General features: G+C 46.0%; 20 protein-coding genes. 10 read left to right on the forward strand and 10 right to left on the reverse strand.

The genetic code is table 11. The features are described 5' to 3' along the window. Positions 1-142: 142 nt before the first annotated feature. Both RT717_RS14790 and RT717_RS14795 read left to right on the forward strand, forming a co-directional pair. Positions 143-544: a response regulator gene (locus RT717_RS14790; protein WP_317487156.1), complete on the forward strand. Its 402-nt coding sequence runs from the start codon at positions 143-145 to the stop codon at positions 542-544. Between the two features lie 123 nt (positions 545-667). Further along, positions 668-1,645: a calcium/sodium antiporter gene (locus RT717_RS14795; protein WP_317487157.1), complete on the forward strand. Its 978-nt coding sequence runs from the start codon at positions 668-670 to the stop codon at positions 1,643-1,645. Positions 1,646-1,864: 219 nt separating this feature from the next. Here the strand turns inward: RT717_RS14795 and RT717_RS14800 are convergent, their stop codons facing one another. Beyond that, a complete protein-coding gene (locus RT717_RS14800) occupies positions 1,865-2,830 on the reverse strand; it encodes a calcium/sodium antiporter (protein WP_317487158.1) in 966 nt (321 codons plus the stop codon). A 92-nt stretch (positions 2,831-2,922) separates the two neighbouring features. Continuing rightward, the gene (locus RT717_RS14805; RefSeq protein ID WP_317487159.1) at positions 2,923-3,255 is read right to left on the reverse strand and encodes a hypothetical protein; all 333 of its coding nucleotides are present in this window, start codon (positions 3,253-3,255) and stop codon (positions 2,923-2,925) included. Positions 3,256-3,371: 116 nt separating this feature from the next. Between RT717_RS14805 and RT717_RS14810 the strand changes: the two genes are divergently transcribed. The 4 genes from RT717_RS14810 to RT717_RS14825 all read left to right on the forward strand — a co-directional run bounded on the left by RT717_RS14810 (position 3,372) and on the right by RT717_RS14825 (position 5,925). Continuing rightward, entirely contained in the window at positions 3,372-3,962 is a 591-nt protein-coding gene (locus RT717_RS14810; protein WP_317487160.1) for a TetR/AcrR family transcriptional regulator, read from the forward strand. 66 nt (positions 3,963-4,028) lie between these two features. Then, positions 4,029-4,262: a hypothetical protein gene (locus RT717_RS28630; RefSeq protein ID WP_317487161.1), complete on the forward strand. Its 234-nt coding sequence runs from the start codon at positions 4,029-4,031 to the stop codon at positions 4,260-4,262. A gap of 18 nt (positions 4,263-4,280) precedes the next feature. Beyond that, complete coding sequence (locus RT717_RS14820; protein ID WP_317487162.1) at positions 4,281-5,534, forward strand: MFS transporter; 1,254 nt, start codon at positions 4,281-4,283, stop codon at positions 5,532-5,534. 76 nt (positions 5,535-5,610) lie between these two features. Next, entirely contained in the window at positions 5,611-5,925 is a 315-nt protein-coding gene (locus RT717_RS14825; RefSeq protein ID WP_317487163.1) for an antibiotic biosynthesis monooxygenase family protein, read from the forward strand. 34 nt (positions 5,926-5,959) lie between these two features. On the opposite strand, the gene RT717_RS14830 is transcribed toward RT717_RS14825, so the two are convergent. The 5 genes from RT717_RS14830 to RT717_RS14850 all read right to left on the reverse strand — a co-directional run bounded on the left by RT717_RS14830 (position 5,960) and on the right by RT717_RS14850 (position 9,318). Further along, the gene (locus RT717_RS14830; RefSeq protein ID WP_317487164.1) at positions 5,960-6,736 is read right to left on the reverse strand and encodes a TIGR02757 family protein; all 777 of its coding nucleotides are present in this window, start codon (positions 6,734-6,736) and stop codon (positions 5,960-5,962) included. After that, complete coding sequence (locus tag RT717_RS14835) at positions 6,733-7,185, reverse strand: PIN domain-containing protein (protein ID WP_317487165.1); 453 nt, start codon at positions 7,183-7,185, stop codon at positions 6,733-6,735. The genes RT717_RS14830 and RT717_RS14835 overlap by 4 nt, the downstream gene beginning before the upstream one ends. After that, positions 7,169-7,384 (reverse strand): hypothetical protein, encoded by a 216-nt coding sequence (locus RT717_RS14840; RefSeq protein WP_317487166.1) that lies wholly within the window; start codon positions 7,382-7,384, stop codon positions 7,169-7,171. Before RT717_RS14840 ends, RT717_RS14835 begins: the two co-directional genes overlap by 17 nt. 82 nt (positions 7,385-7,466) lie before the next feature. Beyond that, positions 7,467-8,534 carry a LysM peptidoglycan-binding domain-containing protein gene (locus tag RT717_RS14845; protein WP_317487167.1) on the reverse strand — a complete coding sequence of 356 codons (1,068 nt, stop codon included), beginning with the start codon at positions 8,532-8,534 and terminating at the stop codon, positions 7,467-7,469. Next, on the reverse strand, positions 8,512-9,318 hold the full coding sequence (locus RT717_RS14850) for a DUF4905 domain-containing protein (protein WP_152000984.1): 807 nt from the start codon (positions 9,316-9,318) through the stop codon (positions 8,512-8,514). The genes RT717_RS14845 and RT717_RS14850 overlap by 23 nt, the downstream gene beginning before the upstream one ends. A 37-nt stretch (positions 9,319-9,355) precedes the next feature. Between RT717_RS14850 and RT717_RS14855 the strand changes: the two genes are divergently transcribed. From RT717_RS14855 to RT717_RS14870, 4 genes are all read left to right on the forward strand, one after another. After that, positions 9,356-10,708 (forward strand): NfeD family protein, encoded by a 1,353-nt coding sequence (locus RT717_RS14855; RefSeq protein WP_317487168.1) that lies wholly within the window; start codon positions 9,356-9,358, stop codon positions 10,706-10,708. Between the two features lie 30 nt (positions 10,709-10,738). Beyond that, positions 10,739-11,482, forward strand: coding sequence for a 3-deoxy-manno-octulosonate cytidylyltransferase (kdsB, locus tag RT717_RS14860; protein WP_317487169.1), 744 nt, complete (start codon positions 10,739-10,741; stop codon positions 11,480-11,482). Positions 11,483-11,566: 84 nt separating this feature from the next. Next, complete coding sequence (locus RT717_RS14865) at positions 11,567-12,688, forward strand: DUF3667 domain-containing protein (RefSeq protein ID WP_317487170.1); 1,122 nt, start codon at positions 11,567-11,569, stop codon at positions 12,686-12,688. A gap of 45 nt (positions 12,689-12,733) precedes the next feature. Continuing rightward, positions 12,734-14,311, forward strand: a complete 1,578-nt coding sequence (locus RT717_RS14870; RefSeq protein WP_317487171.1) for a serine hydrolase domain-containing protein — start codon at positions 12,734-12,736, stop codon at positions 14,309-14,311. Positions 14,312-14,356: 45 nt separating this feature from the next. On the opposite strand, the gene hemL is transcribed toward RT717_RS14870, so the two are convergent. From hemL to guaA, 3 genes are read right to left on the reverse strand one after another with little or no spacing between them, the layout of a single operon-like run. Next, positions 14,357-15,655: a glutamate-1-semialdehyde 2,1-aminomutase gene (hemL, locus tag RT717_RS14875; protein WP_317487172.1), complete on the reverse strand. Its 1,299-nt coding sequence runs from the start codon at positions 15,653-15,655 to the stop codon at positions 14,357-14,359. A gap of 4 nt (positions 15,656-15,659) precedes the next feature. Beyond that, positions 15,660-17,507 carry an ABC transporter substrate-binding protein gene (locus tag RT717_RS14880; protein ID WP_317487173.1) on the reverse strand — a complete coding sequence of 616 codons (1,848 nt, stop codon included), beginning with the start codon at positions 17,505-17,507 and terminating at the stop codon, positions 15,660-15,662. Continuing rightward, positions 17,498-19,027 carry a glutamine-hydrolyzing GMP synthase gene (gene guaA, locus RT717_RS14885; RefSeq protein ID WP_317487174.1) on the reverse strand — a complete coding sequence of 510 codons (1,530 nt, stop codon included), beginning with the start codon at positions 19,025-19,027 and terminating at the stop codon, positions 17,498-17,500. The genes RT717_RS14880 and guaA overlap by 10 nt, the downstream gene beginning before the upstream one ends. Positions 19,028-19,228 lie beyond the last annotated feature (201 nt).

A 19,228-nucleotide genomic window follows, 5' to 3' on the forward strand; every position in this document is an offset into this window, starting at 1 on the left:
CGCACACAAAACCCTAATTCCTTAAGATTGTACATGACCGATGGAGATGGCTCCAGTATCCCGGTCGTATTATTGAAAAAGCTATGGATGGGAACAGAGAATGTCTTACCAAAAGTTGTCCTATGGCCTCTAGCTTTACATCATGAACCGCAGAATAGAGATTATCTACGTTGTTGACGATGACGACATTTATCAATACGCCGTCAAAAAGAAAATCCTGAAGCGTAAACTTTCTGCCGAGGTAAGTACTTTCAAGAACGGGAAGGACGCCATTCTGCATTTGGGTGAGGTGGTGAAGGTCGGCGGCCGTTTGCCAGACGTTATCTTCCTTGACCTGAACATGCCCATTATGGATGGCTGGGATTTTTTAAACGAATATGCCCGACTTCGGCCTCATGTGAATAAGAAAATTCTTCTTTACATCGTATCAAGTTCAATCCAGGATTCGGACATTGACCGGGCAAGAAGCATGTATGGCGTAACGGATTATATTGTAAAACCTATTGACGACGAACGCCTGGACGATATTTTGATTCCCGCTTAGCAAATTATATTTTCGGGTATCGCCGATTTTCTCTTTACATAAAAGAGAGAAAAGAGAAAGAATGTTTATTTTTCATTGCTTTTGAAAAATACATATTTCTAAGCTTGCTGATCGAACCTAACTATGATACTGAGTTTTTTCCTTCTCATTGTCGGATTTTTTGTTTTAATAAAAGGAGCTGATTTACTGGTAACGGGTGCCTCATCTCTAGCCAAGAGATACAATGTTCCTGAGTTGGCTATCGGACTCACCATTGTCGCATTTGGTACCTCTGCGCCAGAAATGGTGGTTAACGGAGTCGCTTCTTACGAGGGCCATACCGATGTGGTGTTGGGCAACGTAGTTGGCTCAAACATCTTCAACACTTTTTTCATTCTGGGGATAGCCGGTGTGGTCTATCCTCTCTCGGTGCAAAAGAGCACCGTTTTCAAAGAAATACCCTACTCTCTATTTGGGGGTTTACTCATCTTGTTTTTTGCCAACGACGTGCTCCTGAATATGGGAGACCAGAATATCATCAGTGTGGTGGAAGGAGTCATTTTGTTTGTCTTTTTCCTGCTGTTTCTGGTCTATGTCTTTTTCTCGATGAAGAAAGGTCAGGATTCATCAGGTGATGAACCGATCAAGGTCATTGCCATGCCAAAGACTATACTTTTTATGATTTTGGGGCTTATTGGCCTGACCATTGGCGGAAAGCTGGTTGTAAGCAATGCCATAGACATCGCCAGGTACCTTCAGGTGAGCGAGCAGCTGATTGGCCTCACCATTATGGCTGCCGGAACATCGCTGCCGGAGCTGGCCACCTCAGTGGTGGCAGCTACTCAAAAGAAAAGTGACCTGGCTGTCGGTAACATTGTCGGGTCTAACATCTTCAATATGTTTTTTGTGCTGTCTATCAGTTCTATGATCAACCCAATTCCCTACCCGACCATTTTCAATGTGGACATGATCACGTTTATGGCTGGCACTGTCATTCTGTTTATTGCCATGTTCACCGGCGAGAAGAAAATCCTGGATCGCTGGGAAGCCCTTATACTGCTGATGTTTTTCGTCTTTTACAACATGTATCTGGTGTATAGAGATCACCTGATTGGTGCTTAGGAGGTACCTGCCCGATTGCACAAGTGTTTAATCCTGGTCATCCTGCCCATGGAACAGGCTTGTATCGAAGTAAACTGTGTCAGAAAAGGACAACATTTCCCGACAAGAGCAAAACAAGAGGATCAATCAGTTCGAAAATAAGATAGCAGAGCGACCTTCCGGCCAATATTCCTGCACCAGCGCTAATGGAGGGCCACATCTGCCAATCTTAATAACAAATTAGTTTCTCCAGAAAAGGTAAACTGAGTAAAGGGCGTAGGCTGCCAGAAAGATCGCCGCTTCAACCCTATCAAGCTTGTTCCTTTTGAAAGTGAACATGGCTAGAAGCAGAGCCACCGTTCCAAGCATCAAAACAAACATGTCGGCATTCATTGTGGCATTGTAAGGTACCGGCCTGACAGTTCCGTTGATTCCCAAAATAAAAATGATGTTGAAGATGTTTGAGCCAACCACATTGCCAATAGCGATGTCGGTATTTCGCCGGTAAGCGGCCATGGCTGACGTCGCCAATTCCGGCAAAGAGGTGCCTGCTGCGAGCACTGTAAGGCCGATCAATTTTTCGCTCATTGAAAATGCCCGGGCAATATAGACGGCACTATCTGTCACCAATTTCCCTCCTAACACAAGCGCCGCAATACCTAACACCACAAAAACCACCGACAGCCATTTTGATAAAGTTTTCACCTCCTCGCCGTTGCTTGCCACCTCTTGCTCAAGTTTGGCTGTTTTCAGAATGTAAAACATAAAAAGGCCGAACAAAAGCAACAGAACTAACGCCTCCGTACGGCTCAAACTATTCTCCGGCGAGCCAAAAAACATCACGTCATTTACCAGAAAATAAAGGATGAGTGCACAGAAGAGCGAAAATGGGATTTCGTATCTGACCGTTGTCCGTTGAACAGAAAGCGGGTAAATGAGTCCGGCTACCCCCAAAATGAACAACAGATTAAACACATTACTCCCGATAATATTACCGTAGATGGCATCATTCATGCCCCTGACAGAGGAGAAAAGATTGACGGTCAACTCGGGGGTTGAAGTGCCGAAAGCTACAACTGTAAGACCGATGACCAGATTTGAAATTTTAAAGCCCCTTGCAAGAGACGAAGCGCCATTAACAAGATAGTCGGCACCCTTGATCAGCACAATGAAGCCGATGACCAGCAACGTGAAATTTAAAACCATGATATGATTGTTTAGCACTGCAAATGCAGCGCAGGTAAGAAAACTGACAGGCGCGTGAGTGGAGTGGCGGGCACGCAACTCCGTCTACTGAGTTATGGTGCCTTGGTCAGTGAGGAAATAAAGACACCCTTATCGACATAGACACGTGAGGCCTCTACTTGAAACAATGCAGTAAAGTACCCGTCGAGAGAAACCTTCGCCGCTTCATCTTCCTTTGACCACGTTCCCAGGGGAAATGAGGATTTTTGAACGGCATGCTGGCCTGTAGAGTAAGCCACAAAGTTATAATCCACCGCTACCTTGTAGTGCTCCCCTGCACTTCGGCTTGCATAATAAGAATGACTGAGAAATACAGGGAATATTATAACCTGCAAGAAGAAAAAAAGAAAGACAACTACTGAAGTAACCTGAAGAATGGTCTTCATATAATCAAAATAGTGAACCAAATGTACTTGGAAATGCCCGATAATTTTGTGGTCACAAGAATATTTATTTCAAAGAATATATTAAATGAATGAACATTCATTTATATTTGTGATGTATGAGAATCAGGGACGAAGCCAAAGAAAAGTTGATACGGGAAAAGGCCCTTGAAATGATCGCTAAACAAGGATTTGAGGGCTTAAGTATGCAAAAACTGGCCAAAGCGGCCGGCGTATCACCTGCCACGATCTACATCTATTTCAAAGACAGGGACGACCTCATCCTGCAACTTTGTAAAGAGGAAGGCACAAAAATGATAGAAGCCACCTTCGATGGTTTTGACCCTGAGATGCATTTCGAAGAAGGCCTGAGCATTCAGTGGAAGAACAGGTACCGCTACTGGCTCGAAAACCCAATGAGTGGGCAGTTTCTCGAGCAAGTGAAGCATTCTCCGCCTTATGAAGCTTTTTTTGGTCAGGATAAGGTGTTTCCGAGGTTAATGGGGCATTTCATGGCCAATGCTGTCGCCCGAAAAGAAGTGATTCCGTTGCCAGCTGAAGTGTATTGGTCGGTTGCATTTGCTCCCCTCTACCAGCTCATTAAATTTCATCTGGCCGGAAAAGGATTGGGCAACAGAGGCCCATTTCTTCTCGATGAATCAAAACTGGAGATGGCGCTGGCTTTGGTGTTAAAAGCGCTTAAACCATAAAATGAAAACAATTTAAAGTAATTCTTAAGTACAATCGTCTATCATTCAGAGGACTAATTTTTTGCTATGAATTCTACCGTTACCAACGAGATTCTTGTTTTTAAAACCAACATCCGCTACAAAAAAGATGTGAACAAGGTTTCACCTTTACTGGAATCGGATAGTAGAGTCATGGAGTGGAATGTGGATCAAATGGATATAGACAATGTGCTAAGGATTGCTTCGGATGAACTTCATCCAACAGAAGTAATAACCATGATCCAAACAGCCGGGTATTTTTGCGAGGAGCTGCCCGACTGATTCAAACTCCAATATTGAATGACAAAAGACTCATCTCCCAGAAAAAAGATATTTACCAGGTACGAAACCTTTATCATTGCCATACTGGCAATTATTCAATTTACTGTCATCCTTGACTTTATGGTGTTGTCACCACTGGGTGCCATGCTGCTAGTGGAGCTTGATATCACCACCTCTCAGTTTGGGCTCGTGGTGTCGGCCTATGCTTTCAGTGCCGGGATCTCAGGTTTGCTGGCGGCTGGCTTTGCTGACAAGTTCGACAGAAAGAAGTTGCTGCTTTTCTTTTACTCCGGCTTCACTATTGGTACGTTGCTCTGCGGTGTGGCTCCTAACTATCACTTTCTTCTTGCCGCCAGAATCGTCACAGGCATCTTCGGCGGTGTGCTGGGCTCGGTGGTTTTTGCCATCATCACCGATCTTTTCAAGCTAGAAGTGAGAGGTCGTGTGATGGGTTTTGTGCAAATGGCATTTGCCAGCAGCCAGGTACTTGGATTGCCGGTAGGCCTTTATGTCGCTAACCTTTGGGGGTGGCACTCTCCCTTTATTCTGATCGTGGGGCTGGCGATTGCCACCGCCACTGTCATCATCTTTTTCATGAAGCCTGTCGATGAGCACCTGAAGCTTCAAACGCCAGGCAATCCGTTCAAGCACCTCTATAAAACGGTTTCCCAGCCCATTTACCTGAAGGCCTTCGGTGCCACCGCCCTTCTAGCCACTGGCGGTTTCATGCTTATGCCATTCGGTAGCACATTTGGCGTTAACAACCTGGGCATCACACTCGAGCAGCTTCCATTGGTATACATGCTTACAGGCATCAGCACCATCATGGTAGGGCCACTGGCCGGGAAGCTGAGCGACCTTTATGGCAAGTACAAAATATTCACCATTGGTACTTTCATAGGGATTGCTACGATCCTAATCTATTGCAACCTTGGCATTACCCCTCTTTGGGTTGTGATCATGATCAATATCGCCATCTTCATAGGCATCACTGCCAGAATGATTTCTGCATCTGCTTTGATGACAGCCATTCCCGAACCAAAGGAGCGTGGCGCTTTCATGGGAGTAAATTCTTCTATTCAGCAAATATCCGGAGGTTTTGCCTCTGCACTGGCTGGCATTATTGTTATACAAACACCTGCCGGGCCGCTTGAACGATACGACTTGCTTGGCTATGTGGTCACCGGCACCATGATTGTTACAATTCTGATGATGGGCGTGATCAACAAGATCGTGAAGGAGAAGGTGAAGCGGCAAATTCAAGCAGCCTAGCACCCGAATCAACTTGATCCTCCACAAGGTTTACCGCCACGAATTCTATAATTTGGTATAAACCAATGATCTTGTTATGGAAAGAATAGTGGTAGTTTGCTATCGACCTAAGCCTGGCAAGGACAAAATCCTTGAAAAGCTGGTGAAAAACCATGTGCCCGCTTTGAAGCGAGAAGGCCTGGTGAGTGACAGGCTCCCAGTGATGATGAAATCGAAAGACGGAACTGTTATTGAGGTTTTTGGCTGGAAGTCGGCCGAAGCCATACAAACTGCCCATTCTAATCCGGTTGTGCAGGAGATGTGGGAAAAATTTCAGGAAGCTTGTGACTATGAAATACCTGTGAACATAGAAGAGTTCAACGGCATATTTTCTGAGTTCAGCCCCCTGTAGTCAAACAATTTGGAGCGAGTTGTGTCAAAAGAGCTTACGCATGCTCAATCACTCCCATTCCAAACAAAGCAAAATCGTATTTAACAGGATCCACAGGATCCATTTGCCGCAGGTTGTGAGTGAGCTCCAAAGCTGTTTGCCAATCGGTTTGCTTTCGGGTGATCAATCCGAAACTTCTGGCCACCCTGTCCACGTGCAAGTCGCACGGACAAACAAGCTGCGAGGGCCTGATGGTTTTCCACAAGCCAAAATCAACACCCCGGTCGTCCTTTCTTACCATCCAGCGCAGAAACATGTTGATACGCTTGCAGGCGCTTTTCCTTTTTGGCGTCGCAATGTGTTTCCTGGTGCGCTGTGGAAAGTCGGGAAGGTTGAAGAACAAATCATGAAAACCGATCAGCCCATTTTCAATCGTCTCATCGCCAGGCTTCATCGAATTTGAGAAAGCACTCTCAAGGCTGTTGTGGCTGGCATAGTGCTCACGAAAGAACTGAATAAAGTAAAGTAGATCCGTTGTGTTGAACGTGCGGTGCTTGAACTTTAGCAAGGCCTTCAAATCGTCGTCGCTGTGATGCAGGATAAATTGATGGGGTGCATTATCCATCAGGCTAAATAACTCCCTGCACTTGTTGATGATAGTGACCCGCTGCCCCCAGGCCAGAGTGGCAGCAAAGAATCCAGTGATCTCAATGTCCTGCTTGGTGGTGAAGCTATGGGGAATGCAAACCGGATCCTTTTCTATGAAAAAGGAGCGATTGTACTCATCCACCTTTTGATCGAGTAGCGTTTTAAGTTCTTTAATGTCGATCATTCGGCGCTCCGCTTATTTAGATAAGTCAACAGATCAGCTGTGGTTATTACATTGGAAACACCCTTCTTCAGTAGTCCTCTATATAACTTCTTGTCTCCTGTCCAGAGTTTAGCGTCAGGAACGTTACTGGCCATTGCTACAAATAACAAATCATCGGCATCTATGTCTTTAACGATATCATAGGCGGACTTCAAAGAAGAGTTTGACAAAAAGCTATCTGACAAAAAAGTGATGTCACTAGTCACGGTAGCAATCAGTTCGGATAATTCATCGCTACCTAGATTCGTCAATGTTAATAGCTTCGGGAAGTGGCTCTCAATTTCGACAAACAAGTATTCAGAAGAGTAGAATTCAAGGATTGCTTTTGAGTGAATGAGAAGACGGCCAATATTTCCTGATGAGTTTAAGATACCAATAAAAACAATATTAGTATCAACTATTATCTTCATTTAGAAATTTTGACTTATTACTCTCAAACCAGCTTTTGTTAATCGACTTTGCCAATTTATCAACCTCAACCTGCTTAACTTTGAACTTTGAAGTAATTTCCTGATAGCGCAAATAGCGTAAAAAATCTTCTATCTCTTCCACATTGACGGTTGAAGGTAGCCTGATAATTAATTCGTCTTTTGTTTTTTCAATGACCATATCTCCAAATATTTATTAAGATAAGAGAATTAAAGACGAGAATTACCAGACTTCAGCCTTATTCTCACTATCAATCTTTCAGTTACGGAACATAAGACACTTCAACGGGCACTTTCGGGTCAACTGATTCAAGCCTTTGAAAAGCTTTTTCCGAAAGCCTGATCAGCACCTTGTTGTTCGCTCCAGTGTCAGGCAGTTTACCCACTACCCTTACATAAATCGATCTGCCGTTCATTCTGTTCTTCACTTCCAGAATGGCACCGATGGGCGCAGTACGGTGCAGCGCCAGAAACTTCCTTGTTTCAGGCGAGTTTTCAATCACCATAGCAAAGCCCTCTTCTACCACTTTTTCGTAGCCCGCCACCGAGGCCGTATCTCTGGTATAGCCTTGCTTGTTGATCTGCTTCAGCGAACCATTGCTGGCCTCGCTTACCACAAGTTCCTTTTTCTTCTCTCTCGTCGGTGTTTCTTCCACAACCACTACGGGTGCCTTAATAGTTGCCGGCTTCCCAATGGCCAGCTCCTGCCCCACCGACAGGCTGTTGCCCTTGAGGTCGTTCCATTTTTTGATATCGTCTACAGACACATCGTATTTCTGCGAAATACTAAAAAGCGTTTCGGAAGGTGCTACGGTATGATAAGTCAGCTGAGGATTTTTCGGGGTGGCAGGCTCAGCTTTAACAGGGGCTGTCTGCTCCACCGGCTTTTGGCCTTTCTTTACCACCAGCTGCTGTCCGGTACTTAGCTCGTTGCTTGTCAGGTTATTCAGCCGTTTGATTTCATCCACACTCACATCATATTGCCTCGAAATAGCATACAGCGTCTGACCTGCTTCAACGGTGTGATAAAGCTGCCCCGAAGTCGAGTTTTGATTCATACTCTTTGGGACATCTCCCTTCCAGGGGATAGCGATTTCCTGGCCTATAGCTACACTATTGCCGCTAAGGTTGTTGGTTTTGGAAATTTCTTCTACGCTTGATTGGTATCGCCTCGAAATGGCGTATAGCGTTTCTCCCTGTCCAACCCTATGAATAACAAACTGCTTACCCTCTCTTTTTTCCAGGCGCACAGAGTCCATCTCCGCTCCAAATGAGAGGTTGGTGATCATGGTCAATAAAAAGACAGCCTTAAGCACCCTCAAATAATTCATAAACAATAAGTTGCGTTTTGTTTGACACAAATATCAATCTATTCTTCAGTACAAAGAAAGTATCAGCCGCAAATGCATCCAATCCAGTGCCAATTTTTTCTTCGATCACAATATTCCCTTCAGAATCAATCACGGATAGCACATTTGCATAAGAGCTTCCCTCTGAATAAAACCAGGAAATAACGATCAGGTCTTCTACTTCCAGGTAGTCACAAGCACCAACGGCTTTTACGTTGAAGTAATTGGCAATGAATGACTTAATAGTTTCCAAATGTGGTGACTCACTATCGTAGTGCGTTGGGTATTTGGCTTTTATCGATTGCTCCTGCCCATTAGATTTGTCTACCAAATCGGTCGCAAGCTCCTGCCCGGAATTAATTTCGTAGTGCTTCACAATACTTTCACTTTCACCGTGCTGCTTACCAGAAACTGACAGGCTATTCAATTGTAGCAGTTGAAAATTTTGCAGCCACCATTGTACCTCCATAGATTCTATGTTGATCGCTAAAAGTCCCTGCTTCTCCGGTTGCTGGCTATCATGGTACTGTTTTATCAACAACAGGTTGTCTTTTATCGTTACAATACTCATCCACCACTCTTCCTCGAATGCATAACGATCAAACACCAGAATTTGTGTATGAAGGTCCAGCAAAGAAAAGCTCACAGACGCTTCCTTCAGGTCACGTAGCTCCAGGGCCAGCAATCCTTTTTCCGGTTCAAGCGCCATTTGCCAGATGGGCTGTTCAAAATCATGGATAAAAATGGGTGATAAGCGTTCCGACACTTCTATTTGATTAACTTTACGTAAAACTATAGGTAATATGAACCTATTGAAATTGATGAACAAAAAAAGCGTACTTATCCTCCTGATGGCTTTGCCTTTTTTGGGGCTTGCCCAACAAAAGCAAACCAAAGTATTAAGAGTGCTATTGGCGGCAGAAATTGATCCACGCACCAACCGGCTGATGGAGCTTGCGCTCAACCAGGCCACTGAAGACTCAGTTGACTATGTGGTGATTGAAATGGACACCTACGGAGGTGCACTTACCGATGCTGATGAGATCAGGACAAGGGTGCTTGATTTCGAGAGGCCCGTTTACGTTTACATCAACAAAGATGCGGCTTCTGCCGGTGCATTGATTTCTATTGCCTGCGACAGTATCTATATGGCCAAAGCTGCCAGCATTGGTGCGGCAACGGTTGTGACTTCGGATGGTGCCGCCGCCCCTGATAAGTACCAAAGCTATATGCGCTCTATCATGCGGTCTACCGCTGAGGCCAACGGCCGTGACCCACGGATAGCTGAGGCCATGGTAGATGAAACGCTGGAGTTTGATAGCATCACGCAGGCAGGCAAGGTGCTTACATTTTCAACCAGCGAGGCCATTAAAAATGGCTACTGCGAAGCCCAGGTCAGCAGCATTGATGAAATAATGGAACGCTCGGGAGTAACCGATTACGAGCTCATCGATTTCAAGCTGGATGCTACTGATAAGATCATCGCCCTGTTTCTCAACCCCTTTATTTCAGGCATCCTCATACTGATCATTATCGGTGGAATCTATTTCGAGCTACAAACACCAGGTGTAGGCTTTCCTATTGTAGCAGCCATTATTGCGGCTACGCTCTATTTTGTGCCCTATTACCTCAATGGCCTGGCGGAAAACTGGGAAATTATTATGTTTTTCATAGGCGTGCTGCTGATAGCCGCCGAAATCTTCGTCATCCCCGGCTTCGGGGTAGCAGGTGTGGCTGGTATTATCTTCACCCTGGGTGCCCTTATTTTGGTAATGGTCAACAACGACAACCTTGATTTCTCTTTCGTTGAATTAGACAGCCTCCTTATTGCTTCCGTCACAGCCATTATTGGCATCATGGGAAGTATTGTCCTCATGTTTTTTGGTGGAGCCCGGCTCAGTCAGTCGAAAGTATTCAACAGAGTGGCCCTGGGAACCAGCATGGACAGAAGTGCTGGCTACACCTCCAGCTTTATGAAAGAGCCGATGGTAGGCAAGACCGGAGAGGCCCACACCATATTAAGACCCAGCGGCAAGGTATTGATCGACGGCGATGTATTCGACGCTTTTACCCGGGGCAACTACATCGACAAGGGCGCCAGAATTGTGGTAATATCTGACGAGGGAACTTCACTGAAAGTTAAAGAGGTTGAATAGTTTTTGCCGATAACTCCAAAAACCTGCTCTATGCCTAACATCCTTGGTGTAATCCCAGCCCGTTATGCTTCCACCCGGTTTCCAGGCAAACCTTTGATTGACCTGGCTGGCAAGTCAATGATCCAAAGGGTGTATGAGCAAGCCTGCAAAGCGAAGCTCCTGAGTCGGGTGGTAGTGGCAACGGACGATGAAAGAATTTTGCTCCACCTGCAAAACCTGGGCCTTGAGGTGGTTATGACCTCGACTAATCATACCAACGGCACTGAAAGGTGCCTGGAAGCGTTGCAACTAACTGAAGGTGACTTTGAGTATGTGATCAATATACAAGGGGATGAGCCCTTTATCAATCCGCAACAGATTGATACATTGGCAGGTATTCTGAATGGAAAAGTGCAGCTAGGAACGCTCATCAAAAGAATAACCGATCCAGCCGTGCTCGATTCTCCAAATATTGTTAAGGTGGTGTTTAACAGAAAAATGGAGGCACTGCTTTTCAGCAGATCGTGCATTCCGCACTTGCGGGGGGTTAGTAACCAAGACCGGTTGTCGCAATTCACTTTTTACAAACACATTGGTATTTATGCCTACCGTGTCGATGCCCTTGCGGCCATCACTCACCTGCAGCCCTCCCCTCTCGAAAAAGCGGAGTCGCTGGAGCAGTTGCGCTGGCTGGAAAACGGCTACAAAATAAAGGTGGTGGAAACCGAACTTGAAACGCTGGGAATAGACGCCCCAGAGGATGTGGAGAAAGCTTTGAAACATTATAATGTTTAACCAAATCAAGTCAACGATGGGAACCCTCGGGGTTGCAGTTTCAACACCCAGTACCTAATTTAGTTACCGACCAACCGACCCAGCATGCGACGGAGACGTAAGCAAAACGCCTGTTTGAACTGCGGCTATCCGCTCAATAGTGAGATTTACAATTACTGCCCGTCCTGCGGACAAGAAAACACCAATATCAATATCTCTTTTGGTCAGCTTCTCTACGATTTTTTTAACAATGCCTTCTCCTTCGATAGCCGGTTCACCAACTCACTAGTGCCTTTTTTCTTCAAACCCGGGTGGCTTACCCAGAAGTTCAACGAAGGAAAAAGAGCCTCCTATGCTAATCCTGTCCGGCTCTATCTGGTCATCAGCCTTTTCTTCTTCTTCGTTCTCAATTTGGTGGGCAAAAAAATCACGAGAGATATAGAAAAAAGCCTTGTCGAGCAGGAAGTAGCAAGACCTGATACGAAGTTTTCGTTTGGCCCTAACCTTCTCAATGGCAGCGACAGCCTGCATATAATGGACAGCATAAGAGCTGAAATGGGCGAATTAGAAAGAGCTAAGGAACTAACTAAAGACAGCACTGAGCTGGCACTGCGAAAAAAATCCCTTGACCCCATTAAAATCAATCTTTCGGATGAGGAAGACAATTTTTTCGGAATAAGCTCCGAGAATTGGGAAGTGTACAACCGGTTAAAAGACGACAGGAAGTTGACTGATGACATGCTCTTCGATAGCCTGAAATTGGAGAACAATAGCACTTCTGAACGCTTCGTTGTCAGGCAAATAATCAGGATAAATAGAGCGGATAAACAAACCCTGTTAGAGTTTGTTACAAAAAATCTACCGATCCTCATGTTTATCATGCTGCCCATTTTTGCTTTGATACTCAAAGTGCTTTATATCCGTCGCAACATCCTCTATGTTAATCATCTTATGCATGCCATCCACCTTCATAGCTTTGCCTACATCATTTATGGCATCGGTATGTTTGCCGTCGCCATGTACGACAATACCGACGTTTTGGAGGACTGGATCACTACCGTTAGCTTTCTGATAGTAACCGTCTATTCTTACCTGTCCTTCCTCAGGGTATATGAGCAGGGTTGGTTCAAAACACTTACCAAGTTCTGGCTCCTTGGCTGGATCTATTTTTGGTCTTTGTTTATGGGAGTAATGGTAGAGATGACTGTTTCCTTTTTGCTATTCTAAGTCGCAGCTCGCTGTTAAATTGTGTCTTACCTAAACCAAACCTTTATGAAATCCTTCTTTCCTCTGGCATTCATCATTCTGCTGGCTAGTTGTCAACCCACTTCGCCACCAGCAGAAACGGAAGCTCAACACTCCGCTGAAATCAGCAGCTTCGACCGTTCCTTTAAGCCTGCGGTATTTACAGAAACCAATAGGGTGCAAAGAGTAGTTGCACTGGGGCCGGAAATCGAAGCTTTGCTTCAGCAGACCGCCAAAGACAATCACTACCCAGGCATGGTGTATGGCATTGTCATGGAAGGGAAATTAGTTTGGTCGAGTTCCTATGGTATCGTCAATACCGGCAACAAAGTACCAGTCTCAACCAAGTCTCTTTTCAAAATAGCCTCTATGAGCAAAAGTTTTACTGCCATGGCTATTATGAAGCTGGTGGAAATGGGCAAACTCGAACTTGATGATGAAGCCGCTGCCTATATGCCAGAAATGAAAAATCTGGTATACCTCACAAAAGACGCCACACCCATCACCATCGAAAACCTGCTCACAATGACAGCGGGCTTTCCCGAGGACAACCCCTGGGGAGACAGACAGCTGGAAGACACCCCAGAAGAATTGCAAGCCCTAGTGGCAGAAGGCCTGAGTTTCTCCAATATCCCCTCCTTTGGCTATGAGTACAGCAACACCGGCTTTGCAATTCTGGGGCAGATCATCAGCAATGTATCAGGCCAACCTTATCAGGAATTCATTAATGAGAACATTTTTAAGCCACTCGGTATGAACAATACCTACTGGGAGTTTGAGGGGCTTCCTGAAGACCTGCTGGCGTTGGGCTACCGCTGGGAAGATGAACAATGGAAGCCGGAGCCTCTGTTGCACGACGGTGCCTTTGGCTGCATGGGCGGGCTCATCACCTCTCTGGACGACTTCAGCAAATACGTGGCCTATCACCTTTCCGCCTATCCACCAAAAAACGATGACGAGTATGGCCCCGTAAAGCGCAGCTCTCTCAGAAGCATGCACAAACCCAAAGAACCAAGCCTGATGGCTAACGCCAGGGATGCTGATGGAAATACCTGTCCGATGATCAGCGGTTATGGCTATGGATTGAGTGCCCGAAAAGATTGTAACGCCGTGGTGTACATCCGGCACAGCGGTGGGCTGCCTGGTTTTGGCAGTGACTATCGTTTTTATCCTGAATATGACCTGGGCATCATTTCCTTCGCCAACCGCACTTATGCAGGCGCTGGCGCCATCAACAATGAGGTCGCCAACCTGATATTCAAAAAAGCCGGCCTCCAGCCCAGGATATTGCCAGCTTCTGATATTCTCCTGGCCGCCCAGACAAAAGTGGCCAGTTGGCTACAGACCAACGAAGCAGGTGTTGAAGAAGCGCTTTTTGCGGAAAATTTCTTCCTGGATTTTTCCAGAGACAGACGTATCAAAGAATACAATCAGGCCCTGGCTCCTATAGGTAATGTCACTAAAGTGGGGGAAATGAAAGCCATCAACCAGCTCAGGGGTGTTTTTACCCTCACAGGCGAAAACGGGAGTGCAGAAGTTTTCTTCACTATGTCTCCTGAAAAGACACCAAAAGTACAGCAGCTGGATGTTCGACTGAAGGAATGAAATAGGGATTTGGTGCCACCAGCTGCGCTGTGGGCACCAAATCTCTCACGAATGGATTTCTTTCAAGGCCTCTTTGTTGGCGGCAATAATCTTGTCAGCTAGTTCTTCAGTGATGGCAGTAGAGATAAACAGTGTTTCATACTGTGAAGGTGCGAGGTAGATACCCTTTTCAAGCATTTTTTGAAAATACTTGCCAAACATAGTGGTATTACTGGTCTTGGCGGAGTCGAAGTTTACCACGTCAGAATTGGTAAAAAACAGACTGAACATGCTACCAACGTGATTGATGGTATGCAGCAAGCCGAGTGACTCCAGGTTGTGTCTAAAGCCGTCTACAATTCGCTGCGTAATCTTGTTCAGGTAAGTGTAGGTCTCGGGGTGCTCGTTCAGGTAGGTAAGCATCGCCTTGCCGGCTGCCATGGCAATAGGATTGCCCGACAAAGTGCCCGCCTGGTAAACCGGTCCGGCCGGGCTCACATAGTTCATGATTTCAGCACGACCCCCATAGGCACCAACAGGCATGCCACCACCGATGATTTTACCCATAGTGGTGAGATCGGGAGTGATGCCGAATATTTCCTGTGCCCCGCCCTTTGCCAGGCGGAAACCGGTCATCACTTCGTCGAATATCAAAAGAATGCCTTCCTGATCGCAAAGCTTACGCAGCCCTTCCAGAAACCCCTGCGCAGGCAGTACGCAGCCCATATTACCAACTACGGGCTCTAAAATAATGGCCGCAATAGTCCCTTTATTCTTCGCAACCAGCGTTTCCACAGCCGCCAGGTCATTGAAAGGTGCCGTTAACGTGTCTTTGGCAGTTCCTTCAGTTACGCCCGGGCTATCGGGCGTTCCCATGGTTACTGCACCACTTCCTGCGGCAATCAAAAACGAATCGCCATGGCCATGGTAGCAACCTTCAAACTTGATGATTTTGTCTCTCCCTGTGAATCCACGAGCCACCCTTACTGCCGACATGGTAGCTTCAGTACCCGAGTTAACCATTCGCACCTTCTCAATGGAAGGCACCATATGTGAAATCAGCTCCGCAATTTCCACCTCAGCTTTCGTAGGCGCTCCAAATGAAAATGATTTACCGATGGCATTTCTTACGGCCTCTTCAATCATCTCATTGGCGTGGCCTAAAATCATTGGCCCCCATGAGTTGATCATTTCTATGTACTTGTTGCCATCTTCATCATAAAGATAGGCTCCCTTGGCTGACTTGATAAATAGTGGGTTGCCCCCTACTGCTTTAAATGCCCTTACCGGAGAATTTACGCCACCTGGAATTACCTTTTGTGCCCTGTCAAAGAGCGCTGCACTGCTAGATCTGTTCAACCTCATACTGCTACTTAACTTCCTTCACTAATTGGTTATTCTCTAACTTCAGAAAAGTCACCACTTGATTATCGTTGTGGAATCCATATTCGAAACCAGATGTAAATACCCCTTCCACTATCTTACCCTCTGGCAGGCCTGCCTGAAAATAGTTGCCATTGGCATGCATCAAGCCTCCAAAAACCATAGTCATTTCGTAACCTAACGAAGCATATACCGATGGCGGTGCTTTGTATTTTCTCATATAGTTTCCGCTAAACGACTGGTAGGTTGCCCGGCTCTTGTCTATGAATACAGGTGATATAAATACCGCATTGATCCTTTCCACCTGGTCATAATTTACCTGGGGAATATCCAACCAGTCTTCCCTGCCAATCACAGGGATTTTATCAGGACGAATTTCTACTGCGCTGATCGTATTGGTGGCGAAAAGAGGATTAGACGAAGCAATCATAATGTGGCCGATACTGTCTCGTTTGATACCCCACACCTCCTCATGATAAACCAGAGAATCCTTGCCATATGTCTTCTGCTTGGACTTCACAATGTATTTCTCAGGATACAACAGCATGGTATCCAATTTTTCCTGGGTCTTTATCTCAACTTCCTTCTTGAAGCTCAGTGTGTCGATAAGATAGTGGGCTTCACTCGACCTCAAGGGCTTCACTTTCAGCACATTGAACTCATTATCTCTCAACTGCTGGGCATAAAGCACTGCTGCAAGTGAGTCTCTGTTGTCGTTGGGCTTGTATTCATAAAAAACAAGTGCGTTCTTATTAGCCTGAAATTTCTCTATCGCATATTCTGCTGCCTTTAAAGACTGGGTCAGGTAGGTTGGTCGAAGTAGAAACGAAAACGGATTGCCTGCCATCACGTCCGGATTGGCCGACACCGGGTTGATCATATTGATCTTATTGGCAAAGGAAAAATCTGACACCAGCTTACTGGGTTCGGGGTAAAGCGGCCCAATAATCAAATCCATTCTTTTCAGCTCCTCTTTTTGGAGTAGTTTGGATGTAACGGTACCGTTCCTTCTGGTATCGTAGGCGTGAACAATCACTTTTTTCTTCTCGCTATTGAGCTTTTCTGTTGCCAGGAGAATTCCTGTATAGAGTTCGGTGACAAAGTCGGCCCGTGGGTTAGCTTTGCTTTCATCCAATGAGGAGAACATAAAAGGCAGCATTACTGCCACATGATACTCGCTCTTTTTAACAGACTTGCTCAGGTCAACCAGGCCAAATGATTCCACGGGCAGATCAAACTTCTCTACTATCTCCCTCACCAGGGCCTGATCAAGCGTATTGCCCGGGTCACTCATGATACTTCTTGCCAACCAGGACGCTACGATAGTATCCTGACTGTAGGTATTGTACAATACTTTTAGTTGATTGAGGCTATCAATTTTGGAGATGTATTTTGTTTTGAGAAGCTTAATTTCGCCGGACATGGCCGGGCTTTTCACCCTTTTCAAATAATCAAGGGCAGCGGCAGGCTGATTCTGCTCAAAGTATCCTGTGGCCAGCCAATAGTAAGCCTCGTCCAACTTTTCCCAGGATGGGAATCGTTGCGTCAGCTCCAAAAACAAATTGCGGCTGTTTTCTGATTGCCCAAGCTTGTAAGCCGACAGTGCATTGTAAAATGAAGCGTAGGCAGCATAGGGATTATCTGGAGCAGGCAGCATCACCTTCCTGAATGATTGCATGGCCAACTCATAGCGTCCCTCCCGAAAGAGTTCCTTACCAAAAGTAAAATTGGTCTTGAGATCCTGTGCATTCGTATAAAGCGCACAGAAAGACAAAAGAAAGACTATTAGAAACTGTCTAAAAATAGCTGGATATCGCATGTTGATTATTCCCATTCAATGGTTGCAGGTGGCTTAGAGCTGATGTCGTACACCACTCTGTTAACCCCCTTTACTTTATTGATAATTTCACTCGATATTTCTCCCAGGAATTCATAAGGCAGGTGGCAAAAATCGGCAGTCATGCCGTCGACACTAGTTACTGCCCTTAAAGCTACTACATTTTCATAAGTTCTTTCGTCGCCCATCACACCTACTGCCTGAATCGGCGTAAGCATAGCGCCTGCCTGCCATACCTGGTCGTACAAACCATGGTCTTTGAGGCCCTGCACAAAGATATGATCCACCTCTTGTAGCACCCTGACCTTTTCAGCGGTGATCTCACTCAAGATTCTGATCCCCAATCCCGGGCCGGGGAAGGGATGGCGGCCCAAAATATTGGGGTCAATCTCCAGCGTGCGTCCTACATTCCTCACCTCATCTTTGAACAAGGTATTGAGCGGTTCCACCACCTTCATTTTCATTTTGTCGGGCAAACCACCCACATTGTGGTGCGACTTGATGGTGGCGGAAGGCCCTTTTACCGAAACGGACTCGATCACATCTGGATATATGGTGCCCTGACCAAGCCACTTCACGTCCTGAATTTTGTGCGCCTCTTCGTCAAATACCTCAATAAACGCCCGGCCAATCGCTTTCCGCTTTTGCTCAGGCTCTGTCAATCCTTTAAGCGCTGCATAAAAACGTTGTGAAGCGTCTACACCCTTCACATTCAGGCCCATGTGCTTGTAAGACTCAAGTACGCTAGCGAATTCGTTCTTACGAAGGAGCCCGTTATCAACAAAGATACAATGCAGGTTCTTACCAATAGCTTTGTGGATCAGCATGGCAGCCACTGAAGAGTCCACACCGCCGGAAAGTCCCATAACCACCTTATCATTGCCCAGTTTGGCTTTCAATTCAGCCACTGTGGTTTCCACGAAGATGTCTGGTGTCCAGTCCTGACTGCAACCGCAGATGTGCACAACAAAATTGCGAAGCAGCGTTTTGCCCTCGGTGGTATGTGTCACTTCGGGGTGGAACTGAATACCGTAAACTGGCTCATTCTTCAACTTGAATGCCGCCACATTTACCGACGGGGTGCTGGCTATAACCTCATACTTGTCAGGTATGCTTGCTATGGTGTCGGCATGCGACATCCACACTTGCGAGTTAAGCGTAATTTCTTTCAGCAGGTCGTGGTGCGAATCTACCTTGCTAAGCCTGGCCCTGCCATATTCTCTGATTTCTGAGGGAAGAACATTGCCTCCACTCTTTTTTGCCATGAGCTGCGCACCATAGCAAACGCCTAACAATGGCACCTTGGAAGAATAAAAGTCAATATCTATGTCAGGCGATCCCTCATCTCTTACCGAGCAGGGGCTACCAGAAAGAATGACGCCTTTTATGTCGTCGCTCCACTCAGGAAGGTGGTTGTAGGGGTGTATTTCGCAGTAAACATTGAGCTCCCGAACCCGGCGAGCGATGAGTTGCGTGTATTGAGATCCGAAGTCGAGGATCAGAATCATTTCAGCCATCCGCAAAAATAATACGGGGGGTTAGTTTAAACTAGTTTTTGGATGGGAAAGTCGGGAGGAAAATGGAAGTGGCAGATTGAGAGGTGCGAAAGTTTGAGAGTGATGAGTAAAGCGTATCAAAGTGAGAAGTGGCAGCGTTCAGGAATCGGGAAAGCAGTTTGAAGACCGAGGATCGAAGTAAGCGGCTGCTGCAATATCAAA

The sequence above is a fragment of the Imperialibacter roseus genome (assembly GCF_032999765.1).
GTDB classification, from domain to species: Bacteria; Bacteroidota; Bacteroidia; order Cytophagales; family Cyclobacteriaceae; genus Imperialibacter; species Imperialibacter roseus.